Annotated in this window: 15 protein-coding genes and 1 pseudogene; 9 read left to right on the forward strand and 7 right to left on the reverse strand. The window is 68.3% G+C overall.

Features of this window, described 5'->3' with window-relative positions; translation table 11 throughout:
• The first annotated feature begins 10 nt into the window (after positions 1-10).
• From AOZ49_RS09655 to AOZ49_RS09695, 9 genes are all read left to right on the forward strand, one after another.
• Positions 11-520, forward strand: coding sequence for a sigma-E factor negative regulatory protein (locus tag AOZ49_RS09655; RefSeq protein WP_054429589.1), 510 nt, complete (start codon positions 11-13; stop codon positions 518-520).
• Positions 520-1,596: a MucB/RseB C-terminal domain-containing protein gene (locus AOZ49_RS09660; protein ID WP_054429588.1), complete on the forward strand. Its 1,077-nt coding sequence runs from the start codon at positions 520-522 to the stop codon at positions 1,594-1,596. Before AOZ49_RS09655 ends, AOZ49_RS09660 begins: the two co-directional genes overlap by 1 nt.
• 109 nt (positions 1,597-1,705) lie before the next feature.
• Positions 1,706-3,130 carry a DegQ family serine endoprotease gene (locus tag AOZ49_RS09665; protein ID WP_369815784.1) on the forward strand — a complete coding sequence of 475 codons (1,425 nt, stop codon included), beginning with the start codon at positions 1,706-1,708 and terminating at the stop codon, positions 3,128-3,130.
• Between the two features lie 220 nt (positions 3,131-3,350).
• A complete protein-coding gene (gene lepA, locus AOZ49_RS09670) occupies positions 3,351-5,144 on the forward strand; it encodes a translation elongation factor 4 (RefSeq protein WP_054429586.1) in 1,794 nt (597 codons plus the stop codon).
• Between the two features lie 22 nt (positions 5,145-5,166).
• Positions 5,167-6,051: a signal peptidase I gene (gene lepB / locus AOZ49_RS09675; RefSeq protein ID WP_054474974.1), complete on the forward strand. Its 885-nt coding sequence runs from the start codon at positions 5,167-5,169 to the stop codon at positions 6,049-6,051.
• 2 nt (positions 6,052-6,053) lie between these two features.
• Entirely contained in the window at positions 6,054-6,815 is a 762-nt protein-coding gene (gene rnc / locus AOZ49_RS09680) for a ribonuclease III (protein ID WP_049072173.1), read from the forward strand.
• Entirely contained in the window at positions 6,812-7,702 is an 891-nt protein-coding gene (gene era / locus AOZ49_RS09685) for a GTPase Era (RefSeq protein WP_006393488.1), read from the forward strand. Before rnc ends, era begins: the two co-directional genes overlap by 4 nt.
• The gene (recO, locus tag AOZ49_RS09690; RefSeq protein WP_025137141.1) at positions 7,695-8,282 is read left to right on the forward strand and encodes a DNA repair protein RecO; all 588 of its coding nucleotides are present in this window, start codon (positions 7,695-7,697) and stop codon (positions 8,280-8,282) included. Before era ends, recO begins: the two co-directional genes overlap by 8 nt.
• 19 nt (positions 8,283-8,301) lie before the next feature.
• Positions 8,302-9,219, forward strand: a complete 918-nt coding sequence (locus tag AOZ49_RS09695; protein ID WP_054474976.1) for a LysR substrate-binding domain-containing protein — start codon at positions 8,302-8,304, stop codon at positions 9,217-9,219.
• A 33-nt stretch (positions 9,220-9,252) separates the two neighbouring features.
• Here the strand turns inward: AOZ49_RS09695 and AOZ49_RS09700 are convergent, their stop codons facing one another.
• The 7 genes and pseudogenes from AOZ49_RS09700 to AOZ49_RS32940 form a co-directional block, all read right to left on the reverse strand.
• Entirely contained in the window at positions 9,253-10,350 is a 1,098-nt protein-coding gene (locus AOZ49_RS09700) for a pyridoxal-phosphate dependent enzyme (protein WP_054429583.1), read from the reverse strand.
• A gap of 3 nt (positions 10,351-10,353) precedes the next feature.
• Positions 10,354-11,331 (reverse strand): M14 family metallopeptidase, encoded by a 978-nt coding sequence (locus AOZ49_RS09705; RefSeq protein ID WP_054474977.1) that lies wholly within the window; start codon positions 11,329-11,331, stop codon positions 10,354-10,356.
• A gap of 31 nt (positions 11,332-11,362) precedes the next feature.
• Positions 11,363-12,325, reverse strand: coding sequence for a Bug family tripartite tricarboxylate transporter substrate binding protein (locus AOZ49_RS09710; RefSeq protein WP_054429581.1), 963 nt, complete (start codon positions 12,323-12,325; stop codon positions 11,363-11,365).
• Between the two features lie 90 nt (positions 12,326-12,415).
• On the reverse strand, positions 12,416-13,702 hold the full coding sequence (locus AOZ49_RS09715; RefSeq protein ID WP_054474979.1) for an NTP/NDP exchange transporter: 1,287 nt from the start codon (positions 13,700-13,702) through the stop codon (positions 12,416-12,418).
• A 4-nt stretch (positions 13,703-13,706) separates the two neighbouring features.
• Positions 13,707-14,624, reverse strand: a complete 918-nt coding sequence (locus AOZ49_RS09720) for an aldo/keto reductase (RefSeq protein ID WP_054429579.1) — start codon at positions 14,622-14,624, stop codon at positions 13,707-13,709.
• Between the two features lie 67 nt (positions 14,625-14,691).
• Positions 14,692-15,402 carry a Bax inhibitor-1/YccA family protein gene (locus AOZ49_RS09725; protein WP_006393496.1) on the reverse strand — a complete coding sequence of 237 codons (711 nt, stop codon included), beginning with the start codon at positions 15,400-15,402 and terminating at the stop codon, positions 14,692-14,694.
• Between the two features lie 150 nt (positions 15,403-15,552).
• Positions 15,553-15,754, reverse strand: a pseudogene (locus tag AOZ49_RS32940) (hypothetical protein); the annotation flags it as partial.

Here is a 15,754-nt window from a genome sequence, read left to right on the forward strand (position 1 = left end):
AGTGGCAGTCATGCAGACTACAGCAGCCAAGTCCGTCGTTTCTTCCGAAGCCGCCTGGGAGGAATCCGTTTCCGCCTGGATGGACGGGGAAGAAACCGACGATATTCTCTCCGGCCTGTTGACCCGCGAAGGGCGACAGACCTGGGATACCTATCATCTGATCGGTGATGCCCTGCGCAACACCGACCTGGCGCTGACGCCCAGCGCGAACTTCCACGCCCGCCTGTCGCGGGCGCTGGATGCCGAACTGCCGATCGTGGCCGCGCCGCGGCGCCGCTCACCGCTGCGCCTGGGCCTGTCCGGCCTGGCGGTGGCGGCCGCGGTCGCCACGGTGGCCTGGGTCGCCCAGCCGTATCTGGCGGGCGGTTCCCCCGCCACCGAGACGCGCGTGCTGGCGGACGCCAGCCTGAGCGGCAGCGCCGATACGTCGGGCCTGAGCGACTACCTGGAGGCCCATCGCCAGATGGCCGGCCCCAGCGCGGTGCGTCAGGTGTCGTTCGACGTCGGGGCGGGGCGCTGATGGCCCTGGTGCTTCCGACTCGTTGGCCGGTGCTGGGACGGGCTGCCTCCTGGCAAGCCCACCGCGCCGGCTGGTTCGCCGCTACGCTCCTGACCGCATTCCTGGCCGCGCATGACCCCGCGCGCGCCGCCGACGCCGCCCCCGCCCAGCAGGGCGATGACGTGGTGCAGTTGCTTTCGCGCATCCAGCAGGCCGCGCGCAAGCAGGACTACGCCGGCGTGTTCATGTATCAACAAGGCGAGATGATCCAGTCCTCGCGGCTGGTGCACGTCCTGGACGGCACCGGCGAGCGCGAGCGTCTCGAGATCCTGGACGGGCAGCCGCGCGAATACCTGCGGCACAACGAAGACGTGCAGTGCCTGATCCCCGAGCGCAAGACGGTCCTGATCGAGCGTCGCCGCGGCGACCGCTTTCCCGGCCTGCTGCTGGGCGATCCGGCCAACCTGACCGATCACTACAAGATCCGCACCGAGTCGGCGCTGCATCGCGTCGCCGGGCGCGAATGCCGCCTGATCACTATCGAGCCGCTGGACAAGTTGCGCTATGGCTATCGCCTCTGCGCCGACGTCGAAACCAATCTGCTGCTGAAGGCCCAGACCCTCAACGCCGCCCGCGGCGTGGTCGAGCAGGTGTCGTTCACCTCGCTGCGCCTGGGCGCCGAAGTGGATCCCAAGTCGCTGTCGTCGCGCTGGAACACGCGCGACTGGAAGGTGCTCGAGCCCTCCATGAAGCCGGTCGACCTGGGCGCCCTGGGATGGCGCATTCCGGCGCCCAAGGGGTTCACGGTGGTGATGCAGGTGGCGCGCTCGATGGGTCGCGGCGCGACGGTCAACCAGATGGTGCTGTCCGACGGCCTGGCGGCCATCTCGGTGTTCATCGAACCCTACGACAGCCAGCGCGGCCATCATCCGCCCCCTGGCGCGGCGCAGCGTGGATCGATTACCGTCTATGGCACCCGCATCGCCGATTACTGGCTGACGGCCGTGGGCGAAGTGCCCGTGGCGACGCTGGAACAATTGGCGGAAGCGACAGAATACGTACCCGTGGCGAACGCTCCGGCGGCCGGCTCCAAGTGATGAGCGGCCTCTGCGGCAAGAAGTGATTTCGGAGCAATCTATGAAAGCAATGATGGTGTCGAACCCCGGCCTGCGCCGCTTCCTGGCGGCCGCGACGGCGGGGCTCTTGATGTCGGCCGCGTTCGCGCCGGTCTCGCACGCGCAGACCCCGGCGGCCGAAACGCCCACCCCGACGGTGGCGTTGCCTGACTTCACCAGCATCATCGAAAAAGCCGACCCGGCGGTCGTCAACATCCGCACCACGGCCACCGTGCCGATCCGCGGCGTGGGCCCGGGCGGCAACGATCCGGCCGAGCTGTTCCGCTGGTTCTTCGGTCCTGACTTCCAGCCGCCGGGCCAGCAGTCGCCCAACCCGCGCCAGCGCCCGCAGCCGCAACAGCCCGAGGAGCGCACCGTGCCGCGCGGCGTGGGCTCGGGCTTCTTCATCTCCGATGACGGCTACATCATGACCAACAATCACGTGGTCAGCGATGCAACCGACATCTACGTCACCCTCACCGACGGCCGCGAATTCAAGGCCAAGGTCATCGGCACCGACGAGCGCACCGACGTGGCGCTGATCAAGATCGAAGCCAAGGACATGACGCCGCTGGTGATCGGCGACCCCAAAAAGCTGAAGAAGGGCCAGTGGGTGCTGGCGATCGGTTCGCCGTTCGGCCTGGACTCCACCGTGACCTCGGGCATCGTCAGCGCGATCGGCCGCGATACCGGCGAATACCTGCCGTTCATCCAGACGGACGTGGCGGTCAACCCGGGCAACTCGGGCGGTCCGCTGATCAACCTGGCGGGCGAGGTCGTGGGCATCAACTCCCAGATCATCTCGCGCAGCGGCGGCTTCATGGGCATCTCGCTGGCCATCCCGATCGACGAAGCGATGCGGGTGGTCGACCAGCTGCGCGCCACTGGCAAGGTCACGCGCGGCCGCGTCGGCGTGCAGATCGGCGAAGTCGGCAAGGACGTGGCCGAGGCCATCGGCCTGCCCAAGGCCGAGGGCGCGCTGGTCAGCAGCGTCGAGGCGGACGGTCCGGCCGAACAGGCGGGCGTGCAGCCGGGCGACGTGATCCTGACCTTCAACAAGGAACCGATCAAGCGCTGGTCCGATCTGCCGCGCATCGTCGGCGAAACCAAGCCGGGCACGCGCGCCGACATGGAAGTGTGGCGCAAGGGCAAGAAGATGACCCTGTCGGTCAAGGTCGGCGAGATTCCGGTCGACAAGGCGGCCCCGGGCAAGAAGGGCACGCCGCCGGCGCCGGAAGTCACCAACGCGCTGGGCCTGGGCGTGATCGACGTGCCCGCCGATGTGCAGAAGAAGCTGCGCATCAAGGGCGGCGTGCAGGTCAAGGTCGCCGAAGGCGCCGCGGCCAAGGCCGGCCTGCAGGAAGGCGACATTGTGTTGGCCCTGAACGACACCGATGTCACCGGCGCCAAGCAATTCGCCGAGCTGGTCGGCAAGCTGGAGAAGGGCCGCGCGGTCGGCCTGCTGGTGCGCCGCGGCGAGCAGACCCAGTGGGTGGCGGTGCCCGCAAGCAAATAAGGCCCAAGACCGGCTAAAATGGCTGGTTGCCGCAAGAGGGGGCGCCTGGCGCCCCCTCGTTTTTGCCCGGCTCCCCGCCAGATGCCGCCCGCGGCCCGCCGCAAGCGAGGCCCGGCGGCGGGCGGTCCGGCCTAGCGGCCCCAACCCGTCAGCCGTGCCTACCCTGGTGGCGGCGTCTTCCGGCAGTTTGCCGAATGTTCCGTCCCTTTTAAATTCAAGCATGCAGCATATTCGCAACTTCTCCATCATTGCCCACATCGATCACGGCAAATCGACCCTGGCCGATCGCCTGATCCAGCGCTGCGGCGGATTGGCGGATCGCGAAATGTCGGCCCAGGTGCTCGACTCCATGGAGATCGAGCGTGAGCGCGGCATTACCATCAAGGCCCAGACGGCGGCCCTGCACTACAAGGCGCAGGACGGCAAGATATACAACCTGAACCTGATCGACACCCCGGGGCACGTCGACTTCTCGTACGAAGTCAGCCGCTCGCTGTCGGCCTGCGAAGGCGCGCTGCTGGTGGTCGACGCCTCGCAGGGCGTCGAGGCCCAGACCGTGGCCAACTGCTACACCGCCATCGAGCTGGGCGTGGAAGTGCTGCCGGTGCTGAACAAGATGGACTTGCCGCAGGCCGATCCGGAAGGCGCGCGCCAGGAAGTCGAGGACGTGATCGGCATCGACGCTTCGCACGCGGTGCTGGCCAGCGCCAAGACCGGCATGGGCATCGACGAGATCCTCGAGTCCATCGTCGCGCGCGTGCCGCAACCCAAGGGCGACCCCGACGCGCCGCTGCAGGCGCTGATCATCGACTCGTGGTTCGACAACTACGTCGGCGTGGTCATGCTGGTGCGCATCGTCAATGGCGTGCTCAAGCCCAAGGACAAGATCCTGCTGATGGCCTCCGGCGCCACCCACCTGTGCGAGCAGACCGGCGTGTTCACGCCCAAGTCGCAGCAGCGTCCGCACCTGTCGGCGGGCGAGGTGGGCTTCATCATCGCCGGCATCAAGCAGCTCGAAGACGCCAAGGTCGGCGACACGGTGACGCTGGCGAACAAGCCGGCCGCCGCGCCGCTGCCCGGCTTCAAGGAAGTCAAGCCGCAGGTGTTCGCCGGCCTGTACCCGGTCGAAAGCTCGGAATACGACCAGCTGCGCGATTCGCTCGAGAAGCTCAAGCTGAACGACGCCGCGCTGATGTTCGAGCCCGAAGTGTCGCAGGCGCTGGGCTTCGGCTTCCGCTGCGGCTTCCTTGGCCTGCTGCACATGGAAATCGTGCAGGAGCGCCTGGAGCGCGAGTTCGATATGGACATCATCACCACCGCGCCGTCGGTGGTGTACGAAGTCGAGCAGCGCGATGGTTCGGTGATCACCGTCGAAAGCCCGTCGCGCATGCCCGAGATCGGCAAGATCGCCGACATTCGCGAGCCGATCGTGAAGGTCACGCTGTTCATGCCGCAGGACTACGTCGGTCCGGTGATGACGCTGTGCAACAACAAGCGCGGTGTGCAGATCAACATGAGCTATCACGGCCGCCAGGTGCACCTGGTGTACGAGATCCCGCTGGCCGAGATCGTGCTGGACTTCTTCGACAAGCTCAAGTCGGTGTCGCGCGGCTACGCCTCGATGGACTACGAGTTCCTCGAGTACCGCTCGGCCGACGTGGTGCGCGTGGACCTGCTGATCAACAACGACCGCGTCGACGCGCTGGCCGTGATCGTCCACCGCAGCAACGCCCGCCATCGAGCCCGCGACGTCGTGACACGCATGCGCGGCCTGATTCCGCGCCAGATGTTCGACGTGGTGATCCAGGCGGCCATCGGCGCCGAAATCATCGCCCGCGAGAACGTCAAGGCGCTGCGCAAGAACGTGCTGGCCAAGTGCTACGGCGGCGACATCTCGCGCAAGAAGAAGCTGCTCGAAAAGCAGAAGGCCGGCAAGAAGCGCATGAAGCAGGTCGGTACCGTGGAAATTCCGCAGGAGGCGTTCCTGGCCATCCTGCAAGTGGAAGACAAATAGAACCAAAGAAGGCGGTTAGCTGATGAGTTGGAACTTTGCCCTGATCCTGTTTGTTCTGCTGGTGCTGACCGGCATTATCTGGGCGCTCGATCTGGCCGTATTGCGACGCGGCCGCGAGCGTCGGGCGCAAGAGGCGATGGCGCAGTACGACGCGGCGCTGGCGGACGATCTGCAGGATGCCGAACGCCAGCGGCGCGAGGCCGGCGACAAGGCCCGCCGCGTGCCGTGGTGGATCGAATACGCGGTCAGCTTCTTCCCGGTGATCCTGTTCGTGTTCGTGCTGCGTTCGTTCGTGGTGGAGCCGTTCCGCATTCCGTCGGGCTCGATGCTGCCGACGCTGCAATCCGGCGACCTGATCCTGGTGAACAAGTTCAGCTATGGCCTGCGCCTGCCGGTGATCGACAAGAAGGTCGTCGACATCGGCAAGCCGCAGCGCGGCGACGTGTTCGTGTTCCGCTATCCGGTCGATCCGGACGTCGACTACATCAAGCGCGTGGTCGGCCTGCCCGGTGACGAAATCGCCTACCTCGACAAAAAACTGTATGTGAACGGTCAATTGGTGCCGCATGAGCGCGCCGGCGACTATTTCGAACCCGACCGTGTCTCGTATATCGCACAATATAAAGAGAAGTTGGGCGAAGTTAGCCACAATATCCTGCTGGATGAGGGCCGGCCGCAGGAATATCGCCCGCAATACCAATTTCCCAACCTCGGGAACTGCCAATATTCCCGCGATGGGGTACGCTGCAAAGTACCCGAGGGGCAATACTTCGCCATGGGCGATAATCGGGATAACAGCGCCGACAGCCGATACTGGGGTTTCGTGCCGGAATCCAATATCGTCGGGAAGGCCTTCTTCATCTGGATGAATTTCAGCGATCTCAGCCGCATCGGCCGGTTCAACTGATTATGTCGCTAGCCACGCTAGAAAACCGGCTGGATCACCACTTTGGTGACCCAGCATTGCTTGAACAGGCGTTGACCCATCGCAGCCATGGTGCGCGCCACAACGAGCGCCTGGAATTCCTCGGGGATTCCGTGCTCAACTTCGTCGTCGCGGCGATGCTGTTCGAGCGTTACGCGAAAATCGACGAGGGCGACCTGTCGCGCCTGCGCGCCAACCTGGTCAAGCAGGCCTCGCTGGCGGATATCGCCCAGCGCCTGGAACTGTCCCAATACCTGCGCCTGGGCGAAGGCGAATTGAAGAGCGGCGGTTTCCGCCGTCCGTCGATTCTGGCCGACACGGTCGAAGCCCTGTTCGGCGCGGTGTTCCTGGACGCCGGCTTCGATGCCGCCCGTCGCGTGATCGTGCGCCAGTACCAGCCGGTGCTGGCCTCGGTCGATCCCAAGACCCTGGGCAAGGACGCCAAGACCTTGCTGCAGGAATTCCTGCAAGGCCGCAAGCTGGCCTTGCCCGTGTACACCGTGGTGGCCACGCACGGCGCCGCCCACAGCCAGCAGTTCGAGGTCGAATGCGCCATTCCGGCGCTGGAGATCAAGGTGAACGCGCCCGGCGCCAGCCGCCGCGCGGCCGAGCAGTCGGCCGCCAAGCTGGCGCTGGAGGCGGCGCAGGCCATCAGCCCGGCGTCCAAGGCCGCCCGCAAGTCGGGCAAGGCGCGCAAGACCGCGCAGTTGTCGCTGCCCGTGGCAGTGTCCCAAGAGACTAAATGAGCGATACCCCTTTCCGTACCGGTTTCGTGGCCATCGTCGGCCGCCCCAATGTGGGCAAGTCCACGCTGACGAACGCGCTGATCGGTTCCAAGATCTCCATCGTGTCGCGCAAGGCGCAGACCACGCGCCACCGCATCCACGGGGTGCTGACGCGCGACCACGAACAGTTCGTGTTCGTCGATACGCCGGGCTTCCAGACGCGCCACGGCGGCGCCATGAACCGCATGATGAACCGCGTCGTGACGCAGGCGCTGGCCGACGTCGACGTGGTGGTCCACGTGGTCGAGGCCGGCAAGTGGTCGGAGGGCGACGCCAAGCTGCTGCCGCTGCTGCCGGCGCCGGAACGCACCATCCTGGTCGTCAGCAAGATCGACGCGCTGAAGAACCGCGACGAGCTGTTCGCCTTCGTCTCGAAGATCATGGCGCTGCATCCGTTCGGCGCCGTGGTGCCGGTCAGCGCCACCAAGAATCAGCAGCTCGACCAGCTGCTGCAGGAAATCGCGGCGCGGCTGCCGGAAGGCGAGCCGATGTTCGAGGAAGACACCCTGACCGACCGGCCGATGCGCTTCATCGCCGCCGAGCTGGTGCGCGAGAAGATCTTCCGCCTGGTGGGCGACGAACTGCCCTACGGCTGTACGGTCGTGATCGAGCAATGGGAAGAGACCGACAAGGGCGCGCGCATCGCCGCCTGCGTGGTGGTGGAGCGCGACAGCCACAAGCCCATCCTGCTGGGCACCGGCGGCATGCACATGAAGCGCATCGCCTCCGAGGCGCGGCAGGACATCGCCAAGCTGCTGGACAAGCCGGTGCACCTGGAGATCTACATCAAGGTGCGCAAGGGCTGGTCTGACCGCGAGAGTGCGCTGCGCGACCTGGGCTATGAGTAAACGGGCGCCTCGCGTCCAGGATCGCCCGGGATACATGCTCCACGCCACGGCGTGGCGCGAGACATCCCTCATCGTTCAGACTTTCTCGCGCGACCACGGCTGTGTCGCCATGGTCGCCAAGGGCGCCAAGCGCCCGTATTCCGTGCTGCGCCCGGTGCTGTCGGCGTTCCAGCCGCTGCTGCTGTCCTGGACCGGCAACGGCGAGGTCAAGACCCTGACCCGCGCCGAGATCATGGGCGTGCGCGCCCTGAGCGGCACCGCGCTGATGTCGGCGTGGTACATGAATGAACTGCTGCTGCGGCTGCTGCCGCGCGAAGACGCCCATCCGCTGCTGTTCGACGCCTATGACATGGCGCTGCAGCAGCTGTCGGGCGGCACGCGCGCGGCCGGCGCCTTGCGCCGCTTCGAATGGACGCTGTTGCGCGAAACCGGCTACGGCGTCGATGAGGCCGAACCCGATTTCGACGACCCCGTCATCGAGCCGGCGCTGCGCCGCGACCTGCGCGAACGCCTGGCCGAGAACCTGGCGGGCCGGCCCCTGGCCACGCGCCGGGTGCTGATGGACCTGCAGCGCATCTGAACCCGCGGCGCGTCCGGCCATGACCTTCACGCTCAAACAGGTCGAGACCTTCCGCACCGTCTATGAAACGGAAAGCGTGACCGCCGCGGCGCGGCGGCTCGATGTGTCGCCCGCCACCGTCAGCGCCACGCTGGCCGCGCTCGAGGCCAGCATCGAACTGCGGCTGTTCGAGCGGGTGCGCCAGCGCATGCAGCGCACGCCCGAAGCCACGCTGCTGTACGAGGAAATCCGCCGCCTGAACGTCGGCCTGGAAAGCCTGGGTCGCAAGATCCGCGCGATCCGCGGCGCGGCCCAGCCGCGCCTGCGCATCGGCTGCATCCATGCCTACAGCGGGGCGATCGTCAGCGATACGATCGCGCGCTTTCGCGAGCGCTATCCGGACACGCCCCTGTATCTGCAAATCCGGGATTCGAACACGCTGCGCGACATGGTGGTGTCGGGTGAGCTCGATCTGGCTGCCGTGGCCGATGAGTCGGAGCTGGAGGGCCTGCGCGGCCATCGCCTGGCCAGCCTGCGGGCCGTGACGGTATTTCCCGATGGCCATCCGCTGGCGCGCCTGGAGCAGGTCGGCCTGGCGCAATTGGCCGAGGTGGACGTGATCGCCCTGAATGCCGAGGATGCCTCGCGCCAGCGGCTGGACGCGCTGGTGCTGCAGGCCGGCCTCAGCCTGCGCGTCGCGATCGAGACGCCGTACTCGAGCACGGTGTGCCAGCTTGCGCTGGCCGGCCATGGCGTCGGCATCGCCAACCCCGCCACCGCGGTGGGGCTGGAAGCCGCGGGCTTGTGCCACCGGCCGCTGGCGGCGCCGGTGCATTTCGAATGCCACATGATCCTGCATGGCAGCCGGCCGTTGTCGGAGGCCGGCAAGTACTGGGCGACCTGCCTGCGCGCGGCGCTGGCGCCGCTGCTGGAGCGCTACGGCGTCAAGCGCGGCTGACGGGCGCGGGTGCCGCGCGGTCGTTGCCGCCGCCTAGCCGCGGCGGCCGTCCGCCGTCAGGATCAGCACCACCGACGATTCCGCATCCAGCTGGCCGGCGCGGCGCAAACGCGTGACCGCCGCCAGCGCGGCGGCCGATGACAGCTCCGTGGCCAGTCCGAGGCGCTCCAGCCGCTGCTGCGCCTGGGCGGCGGCGGCATCGGAGACCTCGACCGGCGAGCCGCCCGAGCGCGCCAGGGCCTCCAGCGATTGCAGCGTGACCGTGCCGCCGGCGATCGAGTATTGGTCGGTGGCGCCTTCCCACAGGCCGCGCGCATCGCCCGCGGCGCGCGCCCGCGACAGGCGGGCGTACGGCTCGACCGCGTGCAGCCGCGGCAGGCGCGGGATGCGACCGGCGCGCAGCAGTTGCTGCCAACCCAGCAGGATGCCCCACAGCAGGTCGCCGCGCGCGGTCGGCACGACGATATCGGTGGGCAGGCCGCAGTGGTCGAACAATTCCCGCGCGATCGGCTTGTAGCCTTCGACGCCGTAGGCATGCGTGCCGACCGGCGGATTGAGGTAGTTGGTGCCGGCGAAGGCGCCCTGGTTGCGGCACAGGTCGGCGACATGGGGCCAGCGGCCCAGGCTGTCGTCGAACGCGGTCAAGCGGGCGCCGAAGCGTTGCATGGCGTCGCGCTGCAACGGCGGACAGTTGCGGGTGATGGCGATGTCGGCCTGCAGGCCTGCGGCGGCGCAATAGGCCGCCAGCGAGACGCCGGCGTTGCCGCTGGAGGCCGCGGCCACGCGCGTGGCGCCGGCCAGCCGGGCGCGCGACACCAGTTGCGCGGCCATGCGGTCCTTGTGGCTGCCGGTGGGGTTGGCGCTTTCGCATTTGAGCCAGAGCCGGCCCACGCCCTCGGCCTGCGCCAGCGCGGGCGCGTCCAGGCAGGGCGTGGCGCCTTCGCCGAGCGTCACGGGGTCAAGCACCGGCAGGTCGATCGCGTCGGCGGCGCCCGCGTCGTACTGGCATTCCAGCGTCGCGGGATGGCCGGCCTCCAGGCAATGCGGGCAGCCTTCCGGGTAGTCGGCGGGCGGCAGGCGGCTGTCGCAGCGGATGCAGCGCAGGCCGGACAAGCGGGGGTTCATCTGCATGGGTCAGTACAACGAGGCAAGGGAGTCCAGGGGAAGGGCGGGCGCGACCTGCAGCAGGCAGTCGCCGTCGTCGCTGCGGGCGATGGCGCGCAGGCAGACGACGGTGCCGGCCTGCGGGCTGGCGAGGGCGCGCGCCGGCAGGTCGGGGCGGGCGGGTTCGATGAGTTGGCCGATGGTCTGGCCGGCGGTCACGGTCTGGCCCAGATCGACGGCGGGGATGAACACGCCCGGTTCGCGGCCGCGCAGGGTCGCGGCCGGCGCGTCCAGGTCGTGCAGCGACGGGGCCGGCTGGCGCGGCGCGGCGGCGGCCAGCAGGCCCAGCTCGGCGAGGCAGCCGAGCAGGCCGTCGCGGCAGCGTTCCACCAGCGCGCGCGAGGTCTCGCCGCCGCCGCCGATTTCCGCGCTCAGGCGCAACACGCCCAGGCGGCTGGCGGCGGCCGGCATCGAGCCGGATTCGCCGCCGCGGAAGAACACGCAATGCGGCATGCCGAAGGCGCGGGCCAGGGCCGGCAGCCGTGCATCATAGGCGTCGTCGCCATAGCGGGTGATGACCGAGGACGGCAGGTAGCGCAGCGACGCGCCGCCGCTGTGGACGTCCACCAGCGCCTGGATGCGCGGCAGCAGCCGGACCTCCAGGGCGGCGGCCACGCTCTCGGTATAGCCGCGCGCCGGCGCGCTGAGGAAGGCGCGGTTCAGGTTGCCGCCGTCGGAAGGCGACAGGCGCGTGCCGGCCAGCGAGGCCTCAGCGTTGGCGGCGGGCAGCAGGTAGACCGTGCCGCGCTGCAGGACGCCCGGCAACAGCTGCCAGAGCTGCAGGATGGCCGCCTGGCCTTCCCATTCGTCGCCATGCACGCCGGCCATCAGCGCCACGGCCGGCCCGGGGCCGGCCTCGATCTTCAATACCGGGATGGTGACGCGCCGGTAGGCCGAGGCGTTGGTCGCCGCGGCGCAGGTGAAGTCTTCGCGGCTCACCTTGATCATGGCGTGCCTTCCGGTTGCGGGCGATGGGGCGTCAATCCAGCGTGGTGCCGGCGGCCTTGATGAGGTGTTCCCATTTGGGCAGTTCCTTCTGAATCTGGGTCTTGACGTCGGCGGGCGTGCCGCCGAGCGGTTCCTGGGAGCGGCTGCGCAGTTCGCGGGCGACGGGCTCCGCGCGCAGCGCGGCATTCATCGCCGCGTTCAGTCGCGCGATGACGGCGGGCGGCGTGCCGGCCGGCGCCACCAATGCGCTCCAGGCCGATTGTTCGTAGTCGGGGTAGCCTTGCTCGGCCACCGTCGGCACGTCGGGGTTGGAGGCCGCGCGGGCCTTGGTGGTGACCGCCAGCGCACGCAGGCGGCCATCCTTCAGGTTGCCGATCAGGGGCGGCAGGTTCTCCATCATCGAATCGACGTGGCCGCCCAGCAGGTCGGCCAGTTGCGCGGCCGTGGCTTTGTAGGGAATCTGCCGCACCGCCGCGCCGGTCTGGGCGATGAACAGCTTGACGCCGACTTCGCTGGTGGTGCCGGGATCGGCCGACGTCATGGTCAGGCGGTCGGGCTGGGCGCGGCTGGCGTCGATGAAGCTCTTGAGATCGCGATACGGCGAGGCGGCGTTGACGACGATGACGTTGGGCGTTTCGGCCACCAGCCCGATCGGCGTGATGTCGCGGTCCAGGTCATAGAGCTGCTGCTTGAAGAGGTAGCGATGCAGCACCAGCGTGCCGACGTGGGCATAGCCGATGGTGTAGCCGTCGGCCGCGGCGCGCACCAGCGCCTGGGTGCCGATGCGGCCGCCGGCGCCGACGCGGTTTTCGATCACCACCGGCTGGCCCAGCACGCGGCTCATTTCCTGGCCGACGAGACGGGCGGTGATGTCGGCGTTGCCGCCGGCGGCGGCCGGCACGATCATCGTGATCGGCCGTTCCGGGTATTCGGCCAGCGCGGGCTGCGCGGTCAGGCAAAGCAACAGGGCGGCAAGGCTGGCGGCGCGTTTCATGACGGTTCCCGGAACGTTGAGGGCTGCGCTATTGTGCGGCGGCCGCGCCGGGAATCCGTTTGGCTTTCTAAGATGGTTGTTCGGTGAAATCTAAGGTTGGGACGGCGGCTGCCGGTCGGCCTTGCGTCCCAGGCCGTAGCCGAGCGCCGCTGCGGCCAGCGCGCACAGCGCGCCCAGCAGGGCGATCAGCGCCACGCCGTGGCCCAGCGCATCGACCCCGGCCTTGACCCAGCCGCTGGCCGCGTCGCCGGCGCGATAGACCACCGTGTCGATGACGTTCTTGGTCTTGTACTTGTCCTCGGGCTGGACCGCGGTGAACAGCATCTCGCGTCCCGGCTTGACCAGGGCGTACTCGCCGGCGCGCCGCAGGATCATGGCCACGGCCAGCACCGCGAACACCGGGTAGGCCGCCAGCGCCAGGAACGCCAGCGCCATCGCCAGCGGCACCGCCGCCATGAGGAAGCGCACGCCCAGCCAGGCGGCGACGCGGCCGGTGAGGAACAGCTGCGACAGCAACGCCAGGGCCTGCACGATGAAGTCCAGCGTGGCGAAGACGCGGATGCGCTGCGCCCTGTCCGGGAAGGTCTCGGCCACCAGCCGCGCCTGCTCCATGTACAGGAAGGTGCTGAGCGTGGCCAGCAGCAGCACCAGCACGGCGATGCCCAGCAGGTAGGGCGACTGGAACACCCGTGACAGCCCCGCCAGCATGGCGCCCGGGATCGGGCGCGCCAGTTCGGCGGTCTCGGCCTCGGGGCGGGTCGCGGCGCGCCAGCGCAGCAGCCAGCGCTTGAGCGGCAGCGTCGCCGTCAGCAGCAGCGCCGACAACAGCAGCAGGCCCGCCGCGCCGAGCGTGCCCGCCAGCAGGCCGCCCAGCAGGGGACCGCACAGTCCCCCGGCGCTGGCGCCGGCGGCGATGAAGGCGAACAGGCGCTTGGCCGACTCCATGCGGAAGACGTCGGCCATCAGGCTCCAGCCGAGCGAGACCACGAACAGGTTGAAGACCGACAGCCACACGTAGAAGCTGCGCGCGGCCCAGACGCCATCGGGTTGCCAGTGGAACAGCGCCGCGTAGCCGGCCATGGTGATGGCGAACACCGCGTAGGCCCAGGTCACCAGCGTGGCGCGCGGCACCCGGGCCGACAGCCAGCCGAACAGCGGCACCACCGCCAGCATGGCCAGGAAGGTGGCCGTGAACAGCCATTGCAGCTGGTCGACGCCGGCCTGGATGCCCAGGGTCTCACGGATCGGCCGCAGCATGAAATAGCCGCAGAACAGGAAAAAGAAGAAGGCGAAGCCGCAGGCGCCCGCCGCCACCTCGCCGGGCTGGATCCCCAGCGCTTGCGCCGCCCGCTGGCGCCAGGAGCCGGCGGCGCGCATGGCGTCAGCCCAGCAGGGCCGCGATGCGTTCGCGCAGCGCCGCGTCCGGTTGCGGCCCGAAGCCGGCCCGCGCGTTGTCCGCCATGTTGGCCGGCTTGGAGGTGGCGGGGATGACGGCGGTCACGGCCGGATGGCCGATGATGAATTTCAGGAACAACTGTGCCCACGAGGTGCAGCCGATTTCACCGGCCAGGTCCGGCAGCGGCCGGTCCCGGACCTGGCGGAACAGCGCGCCGTCCTGGAACGGGCGGTTGATCAGCACCGCGACGCCATTGGCCTGGCAGGCCGGCAGCAGGCGCTTTTCGGCATTGCGCGCGCCTACCGACAGATTGATCTGCAGGAAGTCGGGCTTTTCCTTTTCGACCAGCTCGGTCAGTTCGTCATGGGCGGCGTCGGTGTAGTGCGTGATGCCGAGGTAGCGCGTCACGCCCTGCTGCTTGAGTTCGCGCAGCAGCGCCAGCTGGTTGCGGGTGTCGATCAGGTTGTGGACCTGGATCAGATCGAGCTTCTGCGTGCGCAGCGCGCGCAGCGAGTTCTCGATCTGGCGCCGGGCCGCGTCGTGGCCCTGGGTGTTGATCTTGGTGGCCAGGAACACCAGCGGACGCCGGTCCGGCTCGCGCGCCAGCAGCGCGCCGGTGACGGCCTCGGCCTGTCCGTAGCTGGGGGCGGTGTCGATGAGCGAGCCGCGCGCCTCCAGCAGGGCGTCCACGACCTGCGCCAGCGGTGCCATGGCGGCCGCGTCCGAGGGCGACACATTGAAGGTGTCGGCGGTGCCCAGGCCGATCACCGGCAGCATGTCGCCGGTGGACCCGATCGGGCGGGCCAGCATCGGCTGCCGGGGGCTCAGGGCGCTTGCCGTCCACGACTGGGCCAGCAGCGGCGCGCAGGCGGCGGCCTGCAGGAATCGACGGCGATCAGGCATGGCTCGCTCCAATGAAAAAGGGCCTGCATTGTTCATGCAGGCCCTTGCGACTGTCACGGCAGCGCGTTTACTCGCGGTTGCCGCCGAAGATGCCCAGCAGCATCAGCAGGTTCGAGAAGACGTTGTAGACGTCCAGGTAGATGGCCAGCGTGGCGGACACGTAGTTGGTCTCGCCGCCGTTCACGACGCGCTGCAGGTCGACCAGCATGAACGCCGAGAAGATCACGATGGCCAGCACCGAGATGGTGAGCATCAGCGCGGGCAGCTGCAGGAAGATGTTGGCCAGGGCCGCCACCAGGATCACGACCGCGCCGATGAACAGGAATTTCTGCAGGCCGGACAGGTCGCGCTTGATGGTGGTGGCCAGCGTGGCCATGGTGCCGAACACGATCGCCGTGCCGCCGAAGGCCGTCATGACCAGTTGCGAGCCGTTGCTGAAGCCCATCACGAAGCCGAGCAGGCGCGACAGCATCACGCCCATGAAGAACGTGAAGGCGAGCAGCAGGACCACGCCCAGCGAGTTGTTCTTGTTCTTCTCGATGGCGAACATCATGCCGAAGGCGCCCACCAGGAACACGATGGCGGACAGGCCCGGGCTGGCGCCCATGACGCGGTTGATGCCGGTGTACAGGCCGACGGCCGCGCCCAGCACGGTCGGGATCAGCGAGAGGGCCAGGAGCCAATAGGTGTTGCGCAGGACTTTGTTGCGCACGACCTCGCCCGGCGCGCCGGCGAGGGTGCCGGAACGGTTAAAGGGGGACGGACGATATTCGTTCATGGAGGACTCCTGTGTACGGCAGAAATTGATTTGCCTAGAAGGCTTAGATGCCAAGGATACCTTACAGTTCCCTGAAGAATCCAGTTTTCGGAAGAATTAGCGCGCAGGGTGGGCAGGCATGACCCCATTATGGGGATGGTCATGCCGATTTCAACCGGGCCTGACGTCCTGCATCACCCGCGCCACGATACGCGGCAGTTCCTCGTCCATGCGGGCCTGGATCTGTTCGATGGCGTCGGCCAGGGCCTGGCGCATGACCTGTTCGACTTCCGCCTGCAGGCGGGCGGCCAGCACCGAGGCCTCTGGCGATGCCGTGGCCGGGGCGGCGGGCGCGACCACCGCGGCGGGGGGG

The organism is Achromobacter sp. 2789STDY5608615, from assembly GCF_001298995.1.
GTDB lineage: Bacteria > Pseudomonadota > Gammaproteobacteria > Burkholderiales > Burkholderiaceae_B > Achromobacter > Achromobacter insuavis.